General features: G+C 42.3%; 17 protein-coding genes and 7 pseudogenes. 2 read left to right on the top strand and 22 right to left on the bottom strand.

Features of this window, described 5'->3' with window-relative positions; genetic code table 11:
- Positions 1–16 precede the first annotated feature (16 nt).
- Positions 17–982 carry an aldo/keto reductase gene (locus RCG23_RS19725; RefSeq protein ID WP_308177040.1) on the top strand — a complete coding sequence of 322 codons (966 nt, stop codon included), beginning with the start codon at positions 17–19 and terminating at the stop codon, positions 980–982.
- Positions 983–1264: 282 nt separating this feature from the next.
- Here the strand turns inward: RCG23_RS19725 and RCG23_RS19720 are convergent, their stop codons facing one another.
- The 5 genes from RCG23_RS19720 to mce form a co-directional block, all read right to left on the bottom strand.
- Positions 1265–2101, bottom strand: coding sequence for a P-loop NTPase family protein (locus tag RCG23_RS19720; RefSeq protein ID WP_308177039.1), 837 nt, complete (start codon positions 2099–2101; stop codon positions 1265–1267).
- A 103-nt stretch (positions 2102–2204) separates the two neighbouring features.
- Positions 2205–2672 (bottom strand): chemotaxis protein CheW, encoded by a 468-nt coding sequence (locus RCG23_RS19715; protein WP_308177038.1) that lies wholly within the window; start codon positions 2670–2672, stop codon positions 2205–2207.
- Positions 2673–2827: 155 nt separating this feature from the next.
- Positions 2828–3949 (bottom strand): M20/M25/M40 family metallo-hydrolase, encoded by a 1122-nt coding sequence (locus RCG23_RS19710; protein ID WP_308177037.1) that lies wholly within the window; start codon positions 3947–3949, stop codon positions 2828–2830.
- Between the two features lie 115 nt (positions 3950–4064).
- Positions 4065–5615: an acyl-CoA carboxylase subunit beta gene (locus RCG23_RS19705; protein ID WP_308177036.1), complete on the bottom strand. Its 1551-nt coding sequence runs from the start codon at positions 5613–5615 to the stop codon at positions 4065–4067.
- Positions 5608–6030 (bottom strand): methylmalonyl-CoA epimerase, encoded by a 423-nt coding sequence (gene mce, locus RCG23_RS19700; RefSeq protein WP_308177035.1) that lies wholly within the window; start codon positions 6028–6030, stop codon positions 5608–5610. Before mce ends, RCG23_RS19705 begins: the two co-directional genes overlap by 8 nt.
- A 171-nt stretch (positions 6031–6201) precedes the next feature.
- Here mce and prli42 point away from each other — a divergent pair, with 171 nt between their 5' ends.
- The gene (gene prli42 / locus RCG23_RS19695; RefSeq protein WP_308177034.1) at positions 6202–6297 is read left to right on the top strand and encodes a stressosome-associated protein Prli42; all 96 of its coding nucleotides are present in this window, start codon (positions 6202–6204) and stop codon (positions 6295–6297) included.
- A 42-nt stretch (positions 6298–6339) separates the two neighbouring features.
- Here the strand turns inward: prli42 and RCG23_RS19690 are convergent, their stop codons facing one another.
- From RCG23_RS19690 to bcd, 17 genes and pseudogenes are all read right to left on the bottom strand, one after another.
- On the bottom strand, positions 6340–6780 hold the full coding sequence (locus tag RCG23_RS19690) for a L,D-transpeptidase (RefSeq protein ID WP_308177033.1): 441 nt from the start codon (positions 6778–6780) through the stop codon (positions 6340–6342).
- Between the two features lie 175 nt (positions 6781–6955).
- Complete coding sequence (locus RCG23_RS19685; protein ID WP_308177032.1) at positions 6956–7939, bottom strand: aromatic acid exporter family protein; 984 nt, start codon at positions 7937–7939, stop codon at positions 6956–6958.
- A gap of 164 nt (positions 7940–8103) precedes the next feature.
- Positions 8104–8824 (bottom strand): annotated as a pseudogene (locus RCG23_RS19680) (amino acid ABC transporter ATP-binding protein).
- Entirely contained in the window at positions 8817–9476 is a 660-nt protein-coding gene (locus RCG23_RS19675; RefSeq protein ID WP_308180117.1) for an amino acid ABC transporter permease, read from the bottom strand. Before RCG23_RS19675 ends, RCG23_RS19680 begins: the two are co-directional and overlap by 8 nt.
- 103 nt (positions 9477–9579) lie before the next feature.
- On the bottom strand, positions 9580–10365 hold the full coding sequence (locus tag RCG23_RS19670) for a transporter substrate-binding domain-containing protein (RefSeq protein WP_308177031.1): 786 nt from the start codon (positions 10363–10365) through the stop codon (positions 9580–9582).
- Between the two features lie 249 nt (positions 10366–10614).
- Positions 10615–11052, bottom strand: coding sequence for a BrxA/BrxB family bacilliredoxin (locus tag RCG23_RS19665; protein WP_308177030.1), 438 nt, complete (start codon positions 11050–11052; stop codon positions 10615–10617).
- Between the two features lie 188 nt (positions 11053–11240).
- Positions 11241–12376: pseudogene (gene meaB, locus RCG23_RS19660) on the bottom strand (methylmalonyl Co-A mutase-associated GTPase MeaB).
- Positions 12377–12765, bottom strand: a pseudogene (locus tag RCG23_RS26050) (cobalamin-dependent protein).
- Positions 12766–12920: 155 nt separating this feature from the next.
- Positions 12921–14542: pseudogene (gene scpA, locus RCG23_RS19655) on the bottom strand (methylmalonyl-CoA mutase).
- 26 nt (positions 14543–14568) lie between these two features.
- Positions 14569–16170 (bottom strand): methylmalonyl-CoA mutase family protein, encoded by a 1602-nt coding sequence (locus tag RCG23_RS19650; protein ID WP_308177029.1) that lies wholly within the window; start codon positions 16168–16170, stop codon positions 14569–14571.
- Between the two features lie 23 nt (positions 16171–16193).
- Positions 16194–16457, bottom strand: coding sequence for a hypothetical protein (locus RCG23_RS19645; protein WP_308177028.1), 264 nt, complete (start codon positions 16455–16457; stop codon positions 16194–16196).
- Between the two features lie 277 nt (positions 16458–16734).
- Positions 16735–18054, bottom strand: coding sequence for a dihydrolipoamide acetyltransferase family protein (locus tag RCG23_RS19640; RefSeq protein WP_308177027.1), 1320 nt, complete (start codon positions 18052–18054; stop codon positions 16735–16737).
- 36 nt (positions 18055–18090) lie between these two features.
- A pseudogene (locus RCG23_RS19635) lies at positions 18091–19073 on the bottom strand (alpha-ketoacid dehydrogenase subunit beta).
- Positions 19074–19085: 12 nt separating this feature from the next.
- A pseudogene (locus RCG23_RS19630) lies at positions 19086–20079 on the bottom strand (thiamine pyrophosphate-dependent dehydrogenase E1 component subunit alpha).
- A 32-nt stretch (positions 20080–20111) separates the two neighbouring features.
- Positions 20112–21533 (bottom strand): dihydrolipoyl dehydrogenase, encoded by a 1422-nt coding sequence (lpdA, locus tag RCG23_RS19625; protein ID WP_308177026.1) that lies wholly within the window; start codon positions 21531–21533, stop codon positions 20112–20114.
- 21 nt (positions 21534–21554) lie between these two features.
- Positions 21555–22659, bottom strand: a pseudogene (gene buk / locus RCG23_RS19620) (butyrate kinase).
- A gap of 94 nt (positions 22660–22753) precedes the next feature.
- Positions 22754–23851 carry a branched-chain amino acid dehydrogenase gene (gene bcd, locus RCG23_RS19615; protein ID WP_308177025.1) on the bottom strand — a complete coding sequence of 366 codons (1098 nt, stop codon included), beginning with the start codon at positions 23849–23851 and terminating at the stop codon, positions 22754–22756.
- Positions 23852–23856: the final 5 nt, after the last annotated feature.

Raw genomic sequence — 23856 nt, 5'->3', positions numbered from 1 at the left:
TTTAGAGGTGAATTGGATGCATTATAAAAAATTAGGCATGACTGGTCTCGAAGTTTCTTCACTCTACCTGGGGACAATGGCTTTTGGCAGATGGATAGATAAAGATGCTTCTACAGAAATATTGAATACCGCTATTGAAAAGGGAATTAATTTTGTCGATACAGCCAATTATTATGGAAAAGGCCAGGATGAGGAGATTCAATACGGTACAGGGGAGTCGGAAGAGATTCTGGGCAGAGCCCTTAAAGGGCGAAGAGATAAAGTCGTACTAGCCACAAAAGTAGGAATCCGAATAGGCAATAGCAAAAATGAGTCAGGACTTTCGCGAACACATATTATGCGGGAGATTGATAACTCGCTACGGCGCCTGAAAACCGATTATATTGATTTATATCAGGTACATATATATGATCCTCACACACCGCTTGAGGAAACCTTACGAACATTGAATGACCTAGTGCGCCAGGGAAAGGTGCGATATATTGGCTGCTCAAATTATACCGCATGGCAAATCATGAAATCCCATGCGATTAGCGAAAAAATGAACCTTGAAAAATTTGTTTCTGTTCAGCCGCAATATAACCTCTTATCGCGCGAAATTGAACAGGAATTGCTGCCGTTTTGCTCCTCAGAGGGCGTAGGGGTTATGGTGTACAGCCCTCTGGCTAGAGGTATGCTTTCAGGAAAATACAAAGATGCAAATGATGTCCCACCAGAAAGCAGGGCAGCATATGGAGAAAGACTGCTTAAAAAATACTTTTCAAATCATAATTTTAAAATGGTCGAACAATTCCGGAGAATTGCCGAACAAAACAATGTGAGCTTACCCCAGCTTTCCCTCTCCTGGGTATTGAACCAACCAGCAGTTACGTCAGCTATAATCGGTGCGAGCAAAGTTCATCATGTTACAGATGCGGCTGAAATCAGTGATTGGAAATGGCCTGAAGAATTACTCCAAACAGTGGCCAAGGCAGCCGAATAATAAAAAGGGATACAATCGTAATTTAATTGTATCCCTTTTTAAATAGGCTGTTTTCTAAAAGATTGTTGTTTTGTAAATAGGTTAATATAAGCAATCGTTGAAAAAGAAGTTGATTGGAACGGAAGGTGCGAGACTCCTGCGGGAGCAGCGGGACAGGTGAGACCCCACAGGCGCTTTGCGCCGAGGAGGCTCACCGCCCGCCCCGCGGAAAGCGAGCATCCTGGAGTGAAAATCAACTACTTCTTATATAGCAACAAAGTATACGAAAACAGCCTTTAAATATTAACCTACAAGGAGTTTATTTAATGTGTCGGTTAATTCTTTTTTATATTTTTCATTATCAAATTGGGAGTTATTGACCTTAACTTTTTCCATTTCTAACTCTTCAAATATATGTTTTTCCAATTCATTCCGCGCTTTTAATACTTCGAGAGTACCTTCCAAACCGGTAACATTATGTTCCTTACCGTACCCCTGCTCATTATAATATTGCATAAACCCAACCGACCATTCCTTTGGCCTTTCCTTTATAGCCTTTTTAAAGGAATGCTCAATATCATTCTGCTCAACATAAACCAACACCGGATTTAGGCTTTTGATTATTTCTAATAATGACCTGACATAAGCAATAACCTTTTCCTTTGGTGCCCCGCATTTCACCATTCCCATCGTAACAGGGTTTTGAATAAAGCAGCATTCAAAAATATAGGTTTTATTGCTTTTGATAGCAGTCTTAGCAAAAGCTTCCCATTTGGCTGTTATTAACTCAATATGCAGTTCAAGAGGCAATTCATAAATATCGTGTTTATTAATAGAACTTAATAAATCATCCGGAAGCTCCGCACCCATTTTTTTATAAGGAACAAAGTAACTGCTGTCTGACATAATAGCAGTTTCCATTAATAGATTGGTATTTTTATCGCCTAGAGCTAATAAGGCGGTAAACTCATCTCTTGAAAAATAAGCGACCCCATCATAATCTGCTGGGTGGTCTAGATTGCCTTCCAAATATATTTCCGTTTCAATATCCTTTTTCGCAGCTATTTCATTTATTAGTTGAGCTGTGGTGGTCTTCCCGGAGCCGGGCAATCCTTCAACCATTATTAATTTTGTATTCATTAACGTCCTCCTTTGCCATATATCTAACTAAAAAAGCCTTTAGCTCTCTTTTCAAAAGCAAAAAACCGCCTTTGGCAGTTTTTAAAGGGTGCAAAAAACCGCCTTAATTACGGCTTTTCATATAATCCTTTATATCTTCTACACCTTCAAGAGATTCAACAAGAATGGCTGGATCTAAAACGGTTATCAATCGGTGGTCAAGGTTGGCTACACCTGTAATGTATGATGTTTTCGCGTAGGTAAGAAATCCTACCTGTTTTAGTTTATCAGGTGGTAAATCAATAATTTCCTTTGCATCCGCCACCAGTGTTCCAAACGATATTTCTGCAGACTGCAATACAATTAGCCTGGAGGCATCATTCACAGCAAGTTCACGGTTATAAAGAATATTTTCCATGTCAATGACAGGAATCAATTCTCCCCGGACTTCTACAATTCCTTTAACATACGAGGGCAAATGAGGAATGGGGGTTACATTTTCCATTCTTTCTATCGAAATCACGTTCTCAATAGGTATCGCATATTCTTCATTTGCAATTTGAAAAACAACGGCTTTGGTTGTATCAATCATGCGGTTTCTCCTTCCATAAATGCAGCGCGCTAAGTTATATATGTAATACAATTAATATAGCATGACTTGTTAAACAGAAGAAGCATTAATATTGTGAATATAAGTAAAATAAGCAAAAAAAGGAGAAGCCGAGAGGGCTCTCCTCGTTCCAAACATTATTGGTTTGCTACTTCTTCGATAATGGCAAGTACCATTTCGCCTAACTTATTAAGCTCTTCGATCGGCATGCGTTCGTTAGTGGTATGAATCTCTTCGTAACCAACTGCAAGGTTAACGGTCGGGATGTCGAAGCCGGCAATGACGTTGGCATCGCTTCCGCCGCCGCTTTGCTGCAATTCACAGCTGCGGCCGATTTTTGCAGCTGCCTTGCGTGCAACTTCAACGACATGGTCGCCTTCTCCAAATTTAAAGCCTGGATACATTACGTGGACGTTCACTTCCGCTCTGCCGCCCATTTGTTCAGCTGTTGTTTCGAATGCTTCCTTCATTTTAGCCACTTGTGCTTCCATTTTTTCAGGGACAAGTGAACGTGCTTCAGCTAAAATATCCACTCGGTCACAAACGATATTAGTCTGCTGTCCGCCTTCAAAACGGCCGATATTTGCAGTTGTTTCTTCGTCAATGCGGCCAAGAGGCATTTTTGCAATTGCCTTGGCAGCAATCGTAATCGCAGAAACGCCTTTTTCTGGAGCCACTCCAGCATGGGCTGTTTTTCCGTAAATGACAGTTGTGACTTTTGCCTGTGTTGGCGCAGCTACAACAATATTTCCTACAAGGCCGTCGCTATCAAGCGCATAGCCGTATTTTGCCTTCATCAGGTTACGGTCAAGCGCTTTGGCACCGACAAGACCTGATTCTTCACCAACGGTAATCACAAACTGGATGGTACCGTGAGGAATGTTTTGCTCTTTCAGCACACGGATCGTTTCAAGCATAACAGCTAAACCTGTTTTGTCATCCGCTCCAAGAATGGTGGTTCCGTCTGTTACTACATAGCCGTCCTTAATTGAAGGCTTAACTCCCCGGGCAGGAACAACCGTATCCATATGGGAAGTGAAATAGATCGTGTCTACGCCTTCCTTTGTTCCCTCAAGCGTACAAACCAGGTTACCGGCACCGTGGCCTGTCACCGCAGTTGTATCATCTTCAAAAACATCCAATCCTAAATCTGTGAATTTCTGCTTTAAAACCTTTGCAATTTCAGTTTCGAATTTCGTTTCTGAATCAATTTGCACAAGCTCTAAAAACTCATTTAAAAGGCGTTCTTGATTAATCATACCTTTTACCCCTCCGTTACTATGTACAATATATTCGCTTTATCAGTATACCTTTTCCATTCATCATCATCAAATGAAAGGTTGGCAAACTAACGGATTTTAATAACTCACTTGATTATAATGGCATATTGGAGTGTTTTTTATATGGACGTGATTCCTTTTTATTTCTAAGCATTTCTAAAGCCTGAATAATCTTTATCCTTGTCTCCCTTGGATCGATTACATCATCCACCATTCCCCTGCTTGCAGCAACATAAGGGTTGGCAAATTTCTCCCGGTATTCCTCAATTTTTTGCTCTCTGACGGCTTCCGGATTATCACTGTTCGCGATTTCCCTGGCAAAAATAATATTGGCTGCTCCCTGTGGACCCATTACGGCAATTTCCGCATTCGGCCAGGCAAAAACAAGGTCTGCTCCAATTGATTTGCTGTTGAGAGCTACATATGCCCCGCCATAAGCCTTCCTTAGTATGACTGTCAATTTTGGCACAGTCGCCTCTGAATAGGCAAATAATATTTTAGCACCATGGCGGATGATTCCCCCATGCTCCTGTTTAATACCTGGGAAAAATCCAGTTACATCTTCAAAGGTAATCAGCGGAATATTGAAAGAATCACAGAATCGGATAAAGCGGGCAGCCTTATCGGATGAATCGATGTCCAAGCCACCTGCCATGAATTTAGGCTGGTTGCACACTAGTCCGACTGTTTCACCCTTAATTCTTGCAAACCCGACGACAATATTTTTTGCAAACTCCTTATGTATTTCCATAAAGGAATTTTCATCTGCCACCTGCTCAATTACCTTGCGGACGTCATATGGGCGGATAGCATCAAACGGAATAACCTCTGTCAAATCAGGGCGATAATCCTCTCCGTCTTCCACTTCCATCCTTACGGGTTTTTCTTCATTGTTTTGAGGAAGATAGCTTAGAAGCTTTCGGACATTTTGCAATGCCTCTTCTTCAGTTTCACTGCTGAAATGGGCATTCCCACTGATAGCATTATGCACTCTTGCTCCACCCAAATCTTCTGAGCTTATTTTTTCGCCCGTGACCGTTTCGATGACCTTGGGTCCCGTAATAAACATTTGGCTTGTTTTTTCGACCATAAAAACGAAGTCAGTAATCGCTGGAGAATAAACTGCTCCACCTGCACAAGGACCCATGATTACCGATATTTGTGGAATGACACCTGAGTATATGGAATTTCTATAAAAAATATGTCCATAGCCATCAAGAGAAACGACACCTTCCTGGATTCTCGCACCGCCTGAATCATTCAAGCCAACAAAAGGAGCGCCATTTTTAGCGGCCAAATCCATTACATTGGCAATCTTTTTAGCGTGCATTTCTCCGAGTGCTCCCCCAAAAACGGTGAAATCCTGTGAAAACAGATAAATGGGCAGGCCGTTAACTTTACCGTAACCAGTTACAACCCCGTCTCCTGGACCTTTCTGGTCTTCAAGTCCGAAATCGCTAGTTCTATGCTCAATAAAAGGATTCAATTCGACAAAGGAGCCTTTATCGACCAAAAGTTCAATTCTTTCCCGTGCTGTCAGCTTCCCTTTTTGATGCTGCTTTTCTATTCTCTCATCACCGCCGCCCATTTCTACTTCGCGGCGCCTGTCATATAATTCATTTATTTTTTCATAAATATCAACCATGCTGTTCTTCCATCCCTTTCTTTTCACAAAGCTCGTATAAAACTCCACCTGTTGATTTTGGATGCATGAAAGCGACCAAGGCTCCGCCTGCACCAGTTTTTGGCTGATCCTGAATCATCCGGATTCCCTTCTCTTTAATTTCATCTATTCTCTCCTGGATCGAATCGACCCCGAGAGCGACATGATGGATGCCCTCGCCCCTCTTTTCAATAAACTTTGCGATTGGGCTCTCTTCATTTGTAGGCTCAAGCAATTCAAGCTTCGTCTCACCTGCCTGAAGAAAAGCCACTTTCACTCCCTCGCTCTCCACTACTTCTATCCCCAATAAAGAAAGTTTTAACACTTCCGTATAGAAAGGAAGGGCTTTTTCCAGAGAAGCGACAGCAATTCCAATATGATCGACTTTTTTTATCATTTTTTGCCCTCCATTTTCAAAATTTAAAAAGTATTCGACAATTTTATTATTCGTTAAAAATGTCATAAATCCTTCCTAAAATATTCTGGTAAGGGCATTGTTCAATTGGCAGAGAAAAGTTAAAATAGACTTGTATCCTATTTACGGCCTGCATTGAGGAGGAGAATGAATATGTCCAATCGGAAATCAAGAAAAATTGTCGTTTATTTAATGATATTTGCCATGCTTGCTTCAACCCTCCTGCTGGGGATTGCAAGCTTCTTTTAAAATAATAACTCAAGGGACTCTCCGTTACGGACAGTCCCTTTTTTATTTGATAGCATTATTTTGTTTTCCGAGTTCATCGAAACTTTTTCGGGAAGAGGTTACTAGCACCTTCGTTCCGATGGGTATCAGAGGATACAAGGAAGAAATGACCTCGTTTTGTGTTCTGATACAGCCTTGTGAAACGTATTTTCCAATTGAAGCAGGCTGATTGGTCCCATGTATGCCATACGTCCTTCCATCTGTTCCGTTGGCATCAAACCCAATCCATCTGGCTCCAAGCGGATTTTTCGGGTCACCGCCAGGAATGTTTTTCTTTCTGAAATAGGGATTTTTAGCCTTTACGGTAATGGTAAAGATTCCCTCAGGGGTTAATTCTATTGTTTTTCCCGTTGCAACACTTACTATTGTCTGGACCCTGTTATCCTGAATTAAAGCCAATTCATTTGTCCTTTTATTCACGATAACAAACGGATCGCCTGGCACCGGGTTTGCGCCAGCGGCAGAAGGGGAGAAAGAAAAAACGAAATAAGGAGCGGCGAGAAAATCTTCAGCATTCCAACCACCTGCTTTTTTCCATAGTTTGCTTCTATTTCCTCCCCTTCATTCATACCCGAAGCTTTTAAGAAAAAATTAATTCTATCTATGGTATTCCATTTATCTATGCCTCTGTTTTAGCCAAAATTCCTGTTTGTTTAATCCCTTTAAATGAGCTTTTTAGGATAAGATATTGTTTTATTTCGTTAATCAATTGAAACAATGCCGCTCTTATTTCAAATTCTTCCCTCGTTTTCGGAAGCTCCATTTCTTCAAATTCGACTTTCATCCTCATTAGTTTTTCAATATAGAAAAGAGCAGTATTCCCCGGATGTATGTTTTCTGAGAGTTCTTCAAGAAAATCCGCTATCATTTTTCCCTGTTTAACGGAAGTCGTCAATGAGGTGACAAGGGGTAAAACGCGTTCAATAATTTCAAATTGCTTCTCTCTCATTTTGAAGTATTGATAGTAGATATTTTCACTTCTTAAAAAATGATTTTCAACATCACGAAAGGCAAGGATTTTTGCTTCATCGATCCATTTTGCCGTTTCGGTGATTTCTCTTCCATCCCAATCACTTTCATTCCTTCTCAAATAGCAGACCAACTCACAAAAGATTTTTCTAAAGTTTTCCTCAATCCTGCATCTATACAGGTCAAGCTTCTTCTCAGCACTCGGCATATACAGATTCATCACTAGGGCAACTCCAATGCCTGTGATGATGACGCCCAGTTCATTCAGCAGAAGACCTGATGTTACCTTTCCCGCTGAATAAATATGCAGGATAATGACGCTGCTTGTTACGACACCATCCTTTGCTTTGAGCATTACAATCGTCGGGATGAAAAACAGCAGCAAAACTCCAATCATAATGGGATGATAGGCTATCCCTTCAAAAAATAATGCTGAAAAAGGCATGGCCATAACGCATGCTAAAAAACGGTCCCACGCAGTCCTTAAAGACCGCATTTTTGTCACTTGAATACAAAGGATGGTTAAAATCCCTGCTGATACAAAATTATGTAATCCAAGCTGCTGGGCAATGATAATGGAGATGGCTGCCCCGGCAGAAGTTTTTATCGTACGGTATCCAATTCTAAACTTCATAAATCGCTCTCCCATTGTTCTAAGCACAAGCAAACTTTTTGCTTATTGCTGGCATTCTATTTTTATACTTCCCGTTTTTCTATGTGTATAAGAGCCATGTTACTAAATTAATGCAAAAGAAAAAGATGACCCATGGATCACCTTTCTCATAAATCATATACTTTTTAAAGCATTTTTTGCAAGAAATCCTGAGCCCGTTTGCTCTGGGGGTTTAAAAAGAACTCCTCTGGCGGGGCATCTTCTACAAGAATTCCACCATCAAGGAAGAGTACTCTATCAGCAACCTCACGTGCAAATCCCATTTCATGGGTTACGATTGCCATCGTCATTCCAGTATGTGCCAGCGACTTCATAACATCCAGTACCTCTTTGACCATTTCAGGGTCAAGCGCTGAAGTCGGCTCATCAAAAAGCATTACGTTCGGCTCCATAGCCAGGCCCTAGCTATCGCCACTCGCTGTTTTTGTCCGCCAGATAATCTTGTCGGATATTCCGACGCTTTATCTGATAAACCCACTTTCTCTAGCAGTGAAAGTCCGATTTTTTGGCCTCCTGTTTCGATAAGCCTTTAACTTTTATCGGAGCATAGGTCAAATTTTCTAAAACCGTTTTATGAGGAAAAAGATAAAAGTGCTGAAATACCATACCAACATTCTGGCGTACCTTCAAAATATTTGTTTGCTTATTCGTTACTTCTTCTTTGCCAATCCATACATGGCCGCTTGTCGGTGTTTCGAGAAGGTTCATGCAACGCAGAAATGTCGATTTCCCAGAGCCGGAAGGACCAATTATTGCCACTACCTCTCCTTCTTCAATCGTGGTGGTAATCCCCTTTAATACCTCAAGCTTGCCAAAATTTTTATGCAAATCATCCACCTTAATCACTGCGTCTCATTCTCCTTTCTAACGCTTTGCCCAGCAATGTTAGTACCATTACCATTACATAATAAATCGCACCGGCAATAATTAATGGTTCAAAGAAGGAAAAGTTGTCTGCACCTGCTTGATAGGAACGGCGCATTACGTCCGTAACGCCAATGGTCGTTACAATGGCCGATTCCTTTGTTAATGAAATAAATTCATTCATTAATGCAGGAAGGATATTTTTCAAAGCCTGCGGAAGGATAATATCCCACATCATTTTCCCGTAAGGAACTCCAAGAGCCATCGCTGCTTCTTTCTGTCCTTTATCGACAGCCAGGATTCCCGCACGGATAATCTCGGAAATATAAGCACCCGAATTAAGTGCAAAGGAGAGAATCGCAGCAGTATATGGTTCAATTTGATATCCAACAACCTGCGGAGATCCATAATAAATCAGCATTAATTGCAGTACTAATGGTGTTCCTCGAAAAACAGATGTATAGGCGTCTGCAATCCATCCTAAAAACTTAATAGAGCTTATTTTGAAAAAAGATAAAACAATTCCTAATGCGAAGCCTAAAAGCCCTGCAAGAAGCACTATTTGAAGCGTAACCTTGATACCCCTTAAAATATACGGTATCGAGGGTATAAATTGTGCAAAATCAAGATTCATTCCAAATTTCATTCCCCTCTATTTTTAAGTACAGCCAATAACTTTAAAAACGTAAAACGTTCAGAAGGGCAGAGCCCCCTGAACGTCTAATTATCGGCAAATTTTATTGTTCCCCGCCGAACCATTTAACAACCAGCTTATTTAGTTCACCGTTATCTTTCATTTTTTTCAGCTCTTTATTAAATTTCTCAGTCAGATCGCTTCCTTTAGGGAAGGCGATCGCAGAACCTGTTTCATCCGGGTTGTCTGCAATAGTGAAACCTGTTAGGTCTGTTTCCTTTTTCAAATAACCTTTGGCAACAATATCCTCAATCACGGCAGCATCAAAGCGTCCCGCTTTAAGTTCCTGGATTAAATCCGGGATACGGTTACGGTTTTCAATATTAATTGAAACGGTCTTATTAATATCCTTCGCTTTTCCTTCCTGAATGGAACCAAGCTGAACGCCTACAGTCTTTCCTTTAAGGTCCTCAATCTTATTGAGCCCGCTGTCTTTCTTTGTGACTACCATGTCGTGGGCAGAATAATAAATGTCGCTGAAATCTACGTTTTTCTTTCTTTTTTCAGTAGGTGTCATACCAGCCAATACAAAATCAACCTGTTTAGACTTTAATGACTGAATCAGTCCGCTGAAATCAATGTCCTTGACTTCTACTTTATAGCCCAGCTTTCCAGCAATGGCTTTAGCTAGGTCTACATCAAATCCCTTAATCTCATCGCTTTTGCCAGTTTCAATATATTCAAATGGCTTGTAGTCAGCTGAAGTACCCATGATGAGGACTTTTTTATCCTTGCTTCCTGTTGTTTCCTTTTTATCCGCTGTGCCGCATGCTGCTAATAGCCCGACAAGCAGGACTGTTGTCAAAAATAAAATTATTCCCTTTTTCATTTGTTTTCCTCCTATAATTTTACTGAAAATTAATATTATTTTTAATAAAATGTATTTTATCTTGAATGCATATTAATTTTCAAGTAATAACATTGATTTAATAATTATTCACTGTAATGGATTTTAACACATTTTAATATTTATGCAAATATCTTTTTAAAAATTAGTTTTACTATTATAATAAAAAGCTATTTTACTAACGCAAAAAAAGGCCAATCCCTTAAGGATCGGCCTTTCCTATTCCAATAATTAAAGTTCTTCGCAATATTCTTCGAATGCATTTTGCAAAGTTAATACAACAGACATTGGATCATGGCCTTCGATTTGATGTCTTTCAACCATCGTGCATAATTTACCATCCTTCAATAATGCAAATGAAGGAGAAGATGGCGGATAACCTGTGAAAAAACTTCTAGCTTTTTCGGTTGCTTCTTTATCCTGACCTGCAAAAACAGTCACAACATGATCAGGACGCTTATCATAATGGAGCGCATGTGCCGCTGCTGGACGGGCAATACCCCCTGCGCAGCCGCAAACCGAATTAACCATTACCAGAGTCGTCCCTTTTTGTGAAAAAGCATCTTCTACTTCCTCAGGGGTTGTTAACTCTGTATATCCAGCTGTCACAATCTCCTGGCGTGCCTGGCGGACAACATCATTCATAAAAAAATTAAAATCCATATTCATTACATTTCTCTCCTTTGAACTGGGTCAATATTGGAATGTATTTATATCATACCAATAGAAAAGAACCGATTACAAACATAGTGATATATTTTTCAAAAAAAAGTTTAATAATGATGAAAGCGGGAAAGATATAACTACAGCTAGATCCATACCCCTAAACTCCCTAATGAGGATAGTATCAAGAGATACTATCCGTTTTTTTGTTTTTGGTTTTCTAAAAATGCCTTGAATAGAGTTTCCACTGCGGAAGCTGCCGTTTTTTCACCTGCGATGACTTCATTCTCAAGCTTCGGCAGTATATTTTTTACATCAGGATGATGAAAAAAGCTGTATTGAAGCTGATCAATAATCATTGAATGAATCCAATCCCTTGACTGCCTCTTCCTTCTTTCCTCAAATACACCCGATTCCTTACCGGTCTTTTCGAACTTTTTAATAAGCTCCCAAATCTCGATGATGCCATTATTCTCTAGTGACGAACATGTATATGCTTTCGATGTCCATCCTTTGGTTGCGGGGTGAAGAAAGTGGAGAATACGGTTGTATTCCATTTTGGTTTGCTCTGCAAATGCCTTATTGTCTCCATCAGCTTTATGGACAATAATCGCATCTGCCAATTCCATAATGCCTTTCTTCATTCCCTGCAATTCATCTCCTGCCCCTGTCAGGACAAGGAGCATGAAAAAATCCACCATATCACGAATAACAGTTTCGCTTTCGCCACACCGACTGTTTCTATTAAAATCACATCGAAGCCTGCTGCTTCACAAATCAGCATAGCTTCCCTTGTTTTTCTATGCACACCGCCAAGCTTGCCGCCAGACGCAGAGGGACGAATGAAAGCAAACGGATTTTTGGAAAGCTGCTCCATTCTCGTTTTATCCCCGAGTATGCTTCCCCCGCTAATGCTTGAACTAGGATCAATCGCTAAAACAGCAACACGAAGGCCAAGACTGCAAAGATGCATTCCAAACGATTCAATAAATGTGCTTTTACCAGCACCGGGAACCCCTGTAATTCCAATCCGGATTGAACGGCCAGTGTAAGGCAGGAGTTTTTGCAGCAGTGCCTGTGCTTCGCTAAAATGATTCACTAAGTTGCTCTCTGCGAGAGTAATGGCGCGGGCGAGAAAACTGCGGTCCCTTTTTAATACACCTTCAAAAAGCTCCGTTACAGAGGGGCGCTGCACACGCTTTTTTTGAAAATGAAGGCCTTTTTGGATTGACTGGTCCAGCCCTTCTTGCTGCAGTCCCTTACGAACGGTGCTTGAGAAATCGTCAGGCCGGTTTGGATCGCTCCATTCCGGCTTCCTGCCTCCGCCCATTTATTGTGCCACTTCCTCATAACCAAGTTGTTTATATATCTCTTTAATAACCTTTTGGGCAGCGACCGGAATAACAGTCCCTGGTCCAAAAATCGCTGCCGCACCATGCTCGATTAGGAATTGATAATCCTGAGCCGGAATAACACCGCCAATTACGACCAGGATATCCTCACGGCCAGTTTTTTCAGCTCCTCCACTAACTGCGGGAGAAGTGTTTTATGGCCAGCCGCGAGCGAACTGAACCCAATGACATGGACATCGTTTTCCACTGCCTGCATCGCCGTTTCCTCAGGTGTCTGGAACAACGGACCGATATCAACATCGAAGCCAACATCCGCAAAGGCCGTCGAAATGACCTTTGCACCCCGGTCGTGTCCATCTTGTCCCATTTTGGCAATCATGATGCGTGGCCTTCTTCCTTCATTCTCTAAAAATTCATCTGCCATTCTTTTTACTTCTAAAATTTCTTCTTCATTGGAGAATGATGAGCTGTAAACACCGCTGATAGAGCGGATCACCGCTTTATGCCGTTCGGCGACTTTTTCTATTGCAAAAGAGATTTCTCCAAGTGTTGCTCTTTCCCTTGCTGCCTGCACGGCGAGCTCAAGGAGGTTACGATCACCTTGTTCAGCTGCACTGGTAAGGCATCCAGCGCTTCGTTTACTCTTTGTTCATCACGACTCTTCTTCAACTTGTTTAACTTTTCAATTTGCTTCAGGCGAACAGCTGTGTTATCGATATCCAGTATGTCGATTGGCTCTTCTTTTTCAAGGCGGTAACGATTCACACCGATGATCGTTTCGTTGCCTGAATCAATTTGCGCCTGCCTTCTGGCTGCGGCTTCCTCGATTCTCATTTTCGGCAGTCCTGTTTCTATCGCTTTAGCCATTCCGCCGAGATTTTCGATTTCCTCAATATGCTTCCATGCTTTTTGAATCAGTTCATTCGTAAGCGTTTCAACATAATAGGAACCAGCCCACGGATCAATCACCTTGGTGATTCCCGTTTCATCCTGTAGGAAAAGCTGTGTATTTCGGGCAATCCTTGCAGAAAAATCAGTAGGAAGTGCTATCGCCTCATCAAGGGCATTCGTATGAAGTGATTGGGTATGTCCCATCGCAGCGGCATGAGCTTCAATTAAAGTTCTCGTAACATTATTAAAAGGATCCTGTTCCGTCAGGCTCCAGCCAGACGTTTGCGAATGGGTTCGGAGTGCCATTGATTTCGTCGTTTTCGGATTAAAGGATTTCATCATTTTTGCCCAAATAAATCGTGCCGCTCTCATTTTGGCAATTTCCATAAAGTAATTCATCCCGATTGCCCAGAAAAACGAAAGCCTCGGTGCAAAGGAATCAATCTCAATTCCGGCTGTCAGTCCAGTCCTGACATACTCGAGCCCGTCTGCGAGCGTATAAGCCAACTCGATATCAGCAGGTGCTCCAGCCTCCTGCATATGGTATCCGGAAATGCTGATGCTATTAAATTTAGGCATATATTTGGATGTATACTCAAAAATATCAGCAATAATTTTCATCGACATTTCCGGCGGATAAATATAAGTATTGCGAACCATGTATTCTTTCAAAATATCATTTTGGATAGTACCAGAAAGCTTATCCTGGCTTACTCCCTGTTCTTCAGCAGTTACGATAAAAAATGCAAGAATAGGTAGAACTGCACCATTCATCGTCATGGACACCGACATCTGATCCAACGGAATTCCGTCAAAGAGGGTCTTCATATCGAGAATGGAATCAATCGCAACTCCCGCTTTACCGACGTCTCCTACCACTCTTGGATGGTCCGAATCGTAGCCGCGATGCGTTGCCAGGTCGAATGCTACCGACAGGCCTTTTGACCCATTGCCAGGTTGCGGCGATAAAAGGCATTGCTTTCCTCCGCTGTAGAAAAGCCAGCATACTGCCTGACCGTCCAGGGCCTGTTAACATACATAGTCGAATAAGGACCTCTTGTAAAAGGAGGAAGCCCTGGTTTAGCATCCAAGTGCTCTAGCCCCTGGATGTCTTCCTTTGTATATAAAGGCTTTAATGTAATGTTTTCATTCGTCTCAAAAAGAAGGTCATCAAGAGAGGCGCTTACCTCTTTTTGTACCACTTGCTTCCATTCATCATGTGTTAAAAAATCATTCTCATCAAAAAGTGGCATCTTTTGAAAATCGGGTTTCGCTTTTTTCACTGTGAATCCGCCTCCATCTCTGCCAGCATGGAAGAAAGAATATCGTAGCAGTTGCTTTTTATGTGAATAAACTGCTTAATCCCCTCTGCTGTCCATTTCGCCTGTTCTTGTTTTTCCGGCAGTCCCGCAAGATAAAAATGAAAGTTTGGAAATTCTGTCTTAAGTACCTTCAAAATTTCCAGTCCGGATTCCTCATACTGTTCATTTTGTCCACATAAACAAAATTGCGAGGCAGCGCTGCCGGAAACAAATTTCCTTGCTGAGTCGAGGGAATGGATTGGCTCACTTTTCAGCGCTTCTATCCCTCCTGCCGATACAAAGCCAGTAATGAAATCGAGCCTTGGCTTATGCTGTTTTAATTCTCCAAGGCAAATTAAGCCAAGGCACGGATTTACTCCTTTTTGCTTAGAGATCTGCTCAGCCTTTTTTCTGAGTTCCTCAAAAGGTTCTGCTAGCCGTTCCAGTTTAATTGGCTGAATGTTCACATGGCCGCCAGGGAAACTATTTTTTATGACTGCATCACCTTTATTTTTTATGAAGAATTTCATATTGGATTCTTTTTCAGAATTAGCATAAACGTTAGTGCCAATGATGCTTTGCTTTCTTGTGAAAATGTCCTGCTTCCTTTTTTCAGCAACAGTCGAAATTTCTTTCTGCAACCAGCCGGATTTTAGAACCTCAAGCATTCCACCTTGTAAATCAATTTGAAGAAAAAGTTCCCATGCCTTTTTCGCAAGCTCCTTTGTCAGTTCCTCAATATACAAGGAACCACCGGCAGGATCAGTTACTGCCTGCAGGTGAGTTTCTTCCTGCAAAATTAACTGAGTATTTCTCGCGACTCTTTCCGAAAAAGGTGTAGCACCTGATAGTTCATCAAATGGTCTAACATGCAGGTATTGAACACCACCGAGTGCAGCCGCAAAGGCTTCATTCCCTGCACGAAGGATATTGACGTGAGGATCGTACACCGTTTTCGTAAAAGCAGAGGTTTCTGCTGAAATATGCATTCCTCTCAATTCACTGGCAGCTCCGTATGCCTTTGTAATTTTGTCCCATAACAGACGAGCAGCACGTAGTTTGGCAATTTCCATAAAGAAATTTGCACCTATTGAGAATTGAAAAATCATTTTTGATAATATCACATCAAGTTCCAAATCATTTTCCTGCAGCTCCTGCAAATAAAATGCACCTTCTGCAAGTGCGATGGCCAATTCCTGCACCGCGTTCGCTCCGCCATTATGATAGGATGATGTATTTATTAATATGGTACGAAGGAAAGATAAATTTTCATGTACGAACGTAAGGTCCTTCTTCCAATCACTGAAAAATTGAGCTGGATCCACAGGCAGACAACCATTTTCCGCCATTACAGAAAGGGGGTCATAACCAATATAGCCTGTTACTTGATCTGCTCTTCCTACTGCTTTCGCCTGGATTGCGAGTTCAGAAAGAAATACCGCCTGAAGTTCTTTTGCATTAACTGCAAAAGGATAGTGGGCATAGAACTCTTTTAAAGATTCTGCAAGTTCGTTTTTTTGCTCAAAAAAATCAGGCTTCAGTTCAAAAGAAAGAGCCGTTTGGCCTCTTTCAAGTGACATTAGAAGGCTGTCCCTTAATTCCTCTACTGTTTCAGCAGGGATTCTTTGGCCACCTTCCATTTCGCAGGGGCAGAATGTATGCCTCGCCTATAGTCCGATCCTGCAGGATAATCAGGAATGGAATCGGGATTAATTTCAGAATAAAGCGGTTTCAAAATTATGTTTTCATATGTAAGGCTTTCCAGTGTCTCTATCGGTTTACCCTTAAGAGTTCTTTCCGCCTCTCTTTTCCAATCCTCATCCGTCTGAACTGGAAAGGATTGATCGATCATCTCTTTTAAGTTCATTTCTCTGCCTCCCGTGAAGACAGCTTTCCGCAAGGCGGAAAACATAATTGTAGTAAAATTCAAAATTATTTTCACTCTCTTCTATTTTAGTACAGAGCTAACAATCTCGCAATTTAAAGAGGTTAGAAGATCGTCTTCATTAGCAGGAAAAAATGGTTGGAAAAGTGGTCAAATCGTTATTTCTGGCATTACCTACAGTCTATACACCAAGCCCCTACTCGATCGATTACCTAAACAAAAAACAGCCACAGCATCGAAGCTGTGGCTGTTGCTATTATTAGTAAACTGAAGTTGTAGACTTTGAAGTATTTTCTAGAATCTCTTTCACACGCTGCAGGAATCTGCCGCATACAAGACCATCTAAAACGCGGTGGTCAAGTGACATACATAAATTCACCATATCGCGAACCGCGATCATGCCGTTGTTTACGACAACTGGACGTTTCACGATGGATTCCACCTGCAGAATGGCTGCCTGCGGATAATTGATGATTCCCATCGATTGTACCGAACCGAATGAACCAGTGTTATTGACAGTGAAGGTTCCGCCCTGCATATCCTCGGACTTTAACTGCCCTTTTCGCACCTTGCCTGCAAGCTCCGTGATTTCACGGGCGATGCCTTTAATTGTTTTTTCATCCGCATTGCGGATGACTGGAACAAATAATGCATCTTCTGTCGCTACCGCGATGTTAAGATTAATTTCTTTCTTTTGAATGATTTTATCACCCGCCCACATGGAATTGATTTGCGGGTATTCTTTCAACGCCTGCGCAACCGCCTTGACGAAGAATGCGAAGAAAGTCAGATTAAAGCCTTCTTTCTTTTTGAAATCATCCTTGATGCTGTTACGGTATTCCACAAGATTTGTTACATCAACTTCCATCATTGTCCAGGCATGTGGTGCCTCGTGCTTGCTGCGAAGCATGTTTGCAGCAATTGCTTTACGCACGCCACTGACAGGAATTTCGATATCTCCCGGCACGACTGGAACATTAACTGGAGCAGCTGCAGGTTTAGCAGCCGGAGCAGCTGGAGCCACAGGCACGGCTGCACTTGCATCTTGCTGCTGGACTGCAGCCTGAGGGGAAGCAGATGGCCGTATTCCCGCCTTCGGAATATCTCCTGATTCGATTAACTTCAGCAAATCTTTTCTGGTAATGCGGCCGCCAGCACCAGTACCTTTCACCTGGTTCAGGTCAATTCCGTTCTCCTGAGAAATTTTTAAAACAGCTGGTGAATAGCGGGCTTTATTTCCCTGATCTGCTGCAAAAATCTCTCCTCCTGCAACGTCAGCTTCTTTCTTATCCTCTGTATGGAAGTTTTCTTTCTCCTGAGCTTCGTCCATATTGCTTCCGCCTACTTCAATCGTAAGGATAATTTCTCCTACCGCAAGCGTATCTCCCTCGGCAGCGACCAATTCCTTGATCACCCCTTCAAATGAAGATGGCACCTCCGCATTTACTTTATCCGTCATGACTTCTGCAAGCGGATCATATTTATTTACCTTATCTCCCACAGAAACAAGCCATTTACTGATTGTTCCTTCTGTTACGCTTTCTCCAAGCTGGGGCATTTTAATTTGTTCAATTGCCAATGGAATAACCTCCTTTTGGATTCCGGTTAATGATTTTTAAAATTCTGCAAGTTCTCTCATTGCTTTTTCAACTTTATCCGGATTTACCATAAAGAATTTTTCCATTGTTGGAGCATATGGCATTGCTGGAATATCCGGCAGGCAAGACGCATTATTGGTGCATCAAGGTCATACAGGCAATTTTCAGCAATGATGGCGGAAACTTCACTCATGATGCTTCCTTCTTTATTGTCTTCAGTAACCAGCAATACTTTACCTGTTTTAGAAGCTGACTGGATAATCGCTTCCTTATCAAGCGGATAAATAGTTCTTAAATCTAAAATGTGAGCAGAGATACCGTCCTTTGCCAGCTTTTCGGCAGCCTGCAGGGCAAAGTGGACACATAGGCCGTAGGTAATGACCGTGATGTCTTCTCCTTCTCGCTTTACATCTGCTTTTCCGATTGGAAGGACATAATCATCAGTTGGAACCTCGCCCTTGATTAGTCGGTAGGCACGCTTGTGCTCGAAGAACAGTACCGGATCTTCGTCACGGATGGCTGCTTTTAACAGTCCCTTAACGTCATATGGAGTAGACGGCATGACAATTTTTATGCCTGGCTGGCCAGCAAAAACTTTTTCAACCGACTGGGAGTGATACAAAGCACCATGGACTCCGCCTCCGTAAGGAGCACGGATAACCATTGGGCAGCTCCAGTCGTTATTTGAACGATAACGAATTCTTGCTGCCTCAGAAATAATCTGGTTGACTGCAGGCATGATAAAATCTGCAAATTGCATTTCAGCGATCGGTCGCATGCCATACATCGCTGCACCAATACCTACACCCGCGATTGCAGATTCAGCCAATGGTGCATCGATTACACGATCTTCCCCGAATTGTTCGTATAAACCTTGAGTTGCTTTAAAAACTCCGCCTTTTTTACCTACGTCTTCGCCGAGTACAAATACTTTAGGATCTCTTTCCATTTCCTCACGAATCGCCATTGTTACTGCATCTATATAAGAAATTACTGCCATTTTTCTTCCCCCTTACTTGTCCGCATACACATACTTCAACGCATCTTCCGGAGCAGCATATGGTGCGTTTTCAGCGTAGTCGGTCGCTTCATTTACAATTTTCATGACACGGTCGTTGATTTCTTTTTCCAATTCATCATTCATTACGCCCGATTCTTTTAGATATGCACCGAATGTAATGATTGGATCCTTCGTTTTCGCCTCTGCCACTTCATCTGGTGCACGATAGCTGCGATCATCATCATCTGAAGAGTGTGGTGTCAAACGATAAGAAACCGTTTCAACCAATGTTGGCCTTCGCCTCGGCGGCCGCGGTCTGCAGCCTCCTTCACTACCTTGTAAACTTCAAGAGGGTCATTTCCGTCTACTGTATAACCCGGCATACCATAGCCGATAGCGCGGTCGGAAACGTTCTCACATGCCAATTGCTTTTCAATTGGAACAGAGATGGCATACTTATTGTTTTCACACATAAAAATAACAGGAAGCTTATGGACACCAGCAAAGTTTGCACCTTCATGGAAATCTCCCTGGTTGGACGAGCCTTCCCCGAAAGTTACGAACGTGACGAGGTCTTTTCCCTCCATTTTGCCTGCTAACGCAATTCCGACAGCATGTGGTACCTGTGTAGTAACAGGTGAAGAGCCAGTTACTATCCTGTTTTTCTTTGGCCAAAGTGTCCTGGCATTTGGCTGCTGCCTGAGTTAGGATCCCCTGCCTTTGCAAAACCTGAAAGCATTAATTCCTTAGGTGTCATCCCAAATGTTAACACTACACCCATATCGCGGTAGTAAGGAAGGACATAGTCCTTTTCAGTGTCGAGGGCGAACGCCGCTCCAATTTGGGCTGCCTCCTGCCCCTGGCACGAGATAACGAACGGTATTTTACCCGCACGATTCAACAGCCACATACGCTCATCAATGCGGCGGGCCATAAGCATCATTTCATACATTTCCAATACTTTATCATCACTTAAACCAAGTGCTAGATGACGATTTTCTGCCATTCATTAAACCTCCCATTTGTTCGAAAAACTTATTAAGAATGAATTGCCTTTCCGTAAACAGCCAATGCAGCTTCACCAATTGCCTCGGATAAAGTCGGATGAGGATGGATGGTGTGTGACACTTCCCAAGGTGTTGCATCTAAAACCATTGCAAGGCCTGCTTCCGAAATCATATCTGTCACGTGCGGACCGATCATATGCACCCCTAGAATATCATCGGTTTCTTCATCGGCAATTATTTTAACGAAGCCATCTGATTCGCCAAATACAAGTGCCTTTCCAATTGCCCGGAATGAAAACTTGCCTGTCTTCACTTTAAAACCTTTTTCTTTCGCTTCGTCTTCTGTGTATCCAACGTTCGCAACCTCAGGGCTGCTGTAGATGCACTTGGAAACTAGCTTATAGTCCATAGGAGATGGGTTTTGACCTGCAATATGCTCAACAGCTGTGATTCCTTCGTGGGAAGCAACATGCGCAAGCTGCAGCCCGCCAATAACGTCGCCAATCGCATAAATATGTGACTCTTTCGTCTGGAAAAACTCGTTTGTAAGGATAAAACCTCTTTCAACTTGTATTTCTGTATTATCAAGGCCAATACCTTCTACATTTGCCTGGCGTCCAACGGAAACAAGGATTTTTTCAGCACTGAATTCCTTTGCTGCTCCTTTTACCTCAGCTGAAATTGTTACAGCTTCACCTTTGGTCAATGTTTCCGGAAGAACCTTTGCACCCGTTACAATCTTGATCCCTTTTTTCTTCATCAAGCGCTGCATTTCCTTTGAAATCTCGGCATCTTCAGTTGGAATAATGCGGTCTGCATATTCAATTACGGTTACATCTACTCCGAAATCGGACAGCATGGAGGCCCATTCTATTCCAATTACCCCTCCGCCGACAATAATGATGGAGGATGGAAGAGATTCCATCGCTAGCGCTTCATCGGAAGTAAGTACTTTATCACCGTCAATTTCAAGGCCTGGCAAAGTACGAGGCCTTGAACCAGTCGCAACGATGACATTCTTAGGAATTAGCATTTCGTTTTCATCGCCATTATTCATCTCAACCGAAATGGTGCCCGGCATAGGTGAAAAGATAAATCGCCCTAAAATCCTGCCAGTTCCTTCAAACACATCGATTTTCCCCTGCTTCATTAAGTGTTGAACACCCTTATGAAGCTGATCGACGATTTTATTTTTTCTTTCCTGGACTTTTCCAAAATTAACAGTGACACCACTTGTCATGACACCGAATTCTTCACTTTTTTGGGCAGTGGCAAATACCTCTGCACTCCTAAGAAGTGCTTTACTTGGAATACAACCTTTATGCAGGCATGTTCCGCCCAGCTTTCCTTTTTCGACAATCGCTGTTTTCAGGCCGAGCTGTGAGGCACGAATTGCAGCCACATAGCCTCCCGTTCCACCGCCTAGAATGACTAAATCATATTCTTGAGCCAATTTAGACTCCTCCTCATCATCTTAAATAGATGCTGTTTTAATTGTACCTGGATAATCTTTCGGCCTCTTCCTCGCCTTTCATAACGCGAAGGGCTCCTTCAGCCAATGCTTGAAGCTCATTTTCACCCGGATGAATGATGACATCAGCAATCCAGTTAATCCGGTCAGAAATTCCTTTTACATATTCTTTTCCATACGCAAGACCGCCCGTTAATATGATAGCATCGACTTTGCCGGCTAATACGGTGCTTGCAGCTCCTATTTCCTTTGCCACCTGGTAAGCCATTGCTTCATAAACCAGTTTTGCCTGTTTGTCCCCATTTTCAATCATCTTTTCCACTTTAACAGCATCATTAGTTCCAAGGTAGCCGACCAGTCCACCCTGTCCGACCAGCTTTTTCATTATCTCTTCACGGTAAAATTCACCTGAATAGCATAATGAGACTAAATCGCCAACAGGCACGGTTCCAGCTCGTTCGGGACTGAAGGGACCATCTCCGTGCAGACCGTTGTTTACTTCAACGACTCTGCCCTTTTTATGGACACCTACCGTAATCCCCCCACCCATATGAGTGACGATTAAATTCAAATCGCTATATTTCGCACCTAACTCTTTCGCAACCCTTCTTGCGACTGCTTTTTGGTTAAGCGCATGAAAAATGCTTTTTCTTTCTATTAGTGAAAAACCGGATATACGGGCAATCGGATCAAGTTCGTCAACGACGACCGGATCTACGATAAAGGATGGAATATTCAGCCCGCATGCGATTTCGTAAGCTATGATTCCGCCCAGATTGGAAGCATGCTGCCCTGCAAATCCCGCTCGCAGGTCCGCGAGCATCGCTTCGTTGACTGAATAGGTTCCGCCTTCGATTGGACGAAGGAGCCCTCCGCGTCCGCAGACCGCGCTTAGCTTGGAAATATTGATTCCTTCGCTATCAAGTGTTTCCAGAATCACGTTTTTTCTAAATTCATACTGGTCAATAATATTATCAAAAGTTCCTATTATTTCAGATTCATGGCGAATCGTTCTTTCTAATATGGAGATATCATTATCGAAGACTCCGATCTTGGTTGAAGTTGAGCCTGGGTTGATGACGAGAATCCGATATTCTTTTTCTTGCAAGGTAAAACCTCCCGAAGGAAAATTTGCTGCCAGTTTAATGGCAAAGGGCGCTGAACCGAAATTCAGCGCTCTTAAATAAGAAGCTGTGCTCCTCTTATTTTCTTCTGCTTAGAATATGGTGACCATTCTGTAAAAATTGGCCACGGGAATTCCGCATTCTTTCAATTCTTTCTTCAACCATACGATCAGCTGCCATATATGTTGGAATACCATCACGTTTAGCTATTTCGATTACTTTTTCAATGTTTGCATATACTTGTTCAACCTTCTTCATTGCTCGATCACGATTATAGCCGTAAAGTTCGTCCGCAACATTGATAACGCCGCCGGCATTGATTACATAATCCGGTGCATATACGATTCCCATTTCGTGAATGATGTCACCATGCTGGGTATCTTTTAACTGGTTATTTGCAGCACCTGCAATAACCTTAGCCTTGATTTGTGAAATAGTATCATCATTAATGACAGCTCCAAGGGCACACGGAGCATAAATATCACAGTCAACGCCGTAGATTTCATTTGGTTCTACTGCCTTCGCACCAAACTCTTCAACAGCGCGCTGTACCGCTTCTTTGTTAATGTCAGTAACGATTAACTGGGCGCCTTCTTCATGTAAATGGCGGCAAAGATTATAAGCAACATTTCCTACACCCTGTACAGCGATGACTTTACCCTCTAAAGAATCCGTACCGAAAGCTTCTTTAGCTGCAGCTTTCATCCCGCGGTATACGCCGTACGCTGTTACTGGAGATGGGTTTCCAGATGATCCGAAAGCTGGTGAGATTCCGGTTACATAATCCGTTTCTTCATGGATTAAGTCCATATCAGCTACTGTTGTACCCACATCTTCAGCTGTAATATAGCGGCGATTTAAGCCCTGTATATAACGTCCGAATGCTCGGAACATTTCTTCATTCTTGTCTTTGCGAGGGTCTCCGATGATAACAGTCTTACCGCCGCCAAGATTTAAACCTGCAGCAGCATTTTTATATGTCATGCCTTTTGCCAGGCGAAGTGCGTCCTCAATAGCTGCCTCTTCAGACTCATAAGTCCACATTCTTGTTCCGCCTAATGCTGGTCCGAGAGTTGTATCATGGATAGCGATAATCGCTTTTAATCCAGATTGTTTGTCCTGACAGAATACCACTTGCTCATAATCGTATTTTTCAAGATACTTAAAGATTTCCATTTATA

Source organism: Neobacillus sp. PS3-34 (genome assembly GCF_030915465.1).
Taxonomy (GTDB): domain Bacteria; phylum Bacillota; class Bacilli; order Bacillales; family Cytobacillaceae; genus Neobacillus_A.
This window is presented reverse-complemented; position numbering and strand designations above follow the sequence as displayed.

Bases quoted from the DNA above. Each gene is read 5' to 3' on its own strand.
- RCG23_RS19645 (WP_308177028.1), bottom strand. From the start codon at position 16,457: ATGAACTTAAAAGAGATGATCGATCAATCCTTTCCAGTTCAGACGGAT.
- mce (WP_308177035.1), bottom strand. From the start codon at position 6,030: ATGATAAAAAAAGTCGATCATATTGGAATTGCTGTCGCTTCTCTGGAA.
- bcd (WP_308177025.1), bottom strand. From the start codon at position 23,851: ATGGAAATCTTTAAGTATCTTGAAAAATACGATTATGAGCAAGTGGTA.
- RCG23_RS19685 (WP_308177032.1), bottom strand. From the start codon at position 7,939: ATGAAGTTTAGAATTGGATACCGTACGATAAAAACTTCTGCCGGGGCA.
- prli42 (WP_308177034.1), top strand. From the start codon at position 6,202: ATGTCCAATCGGAAATCAAGAAAAATTGTCGTTTATTTAATGATATTT.
- RCG23_RS19675 (WP_308180117.1), bottom strand. From the start codon at position 9,476: ATGAATCTTGATTTTGCACAATTTATACCCTCGATACCGTATATTTTA.
- RCG23_RS19710 (WP_308177037.1), bottom strand. From the start codon at position 3,949: ATGATTAATCAAGAACGCCTTTTAAATGAGTTTTTAGAGCTTGTGCAA.
- RCG23_RS19705 (WP_308177036.1), bottom strand. From the start codon at position 5,615: ATGGTTGATATTTATGAAAAAATAAATGAATTATATGACAGGCGCCGC.
- RCG23_RS19725 (WP_308177040.1), top strand. From the start codon at position 17: ATGCATTATAAAAAATTAGGCATGACTGGTCTCGAAGTTTCTTCACTC.
- RCG23_RS19650 (WP_308177029.1), bottom strand. From the start codon at position 16,170: ATGTCACTTGAAAGAGGCCAAACGGCTCTTTCTTTTGAACTGAAGCCT.
- RCG23_RS19665 (WP_308177030.1), bottom strand. From the start codon at position 11,052: ATGAATATGGATTTTAATTTTTTTATGAATGATGTTGTCCGCCAGGCA.
- RCG23_RS19670 (WP_308177031.1), bottom strand. From the start codon at position 10,365: ATGAAAAAGGGAATAATTTTATTTTTGACAACAGTCCTGCTTGTCGGG.
- RCG23_RS19720 (WP_308177039.1), bottom strand. From the start codon at position 2,101: ATGAATACAAAATTAATAATGGTTGAAGGATTGCCCGGCTCCGGGAAG.
- RCG23_RS19715 (WP_308177038.1), bottom strand. From the start codon at position 2,672: ATGATTGATACAACCAAAGCCGTTGTTTTTCAAATTGCAAATGAAGAA.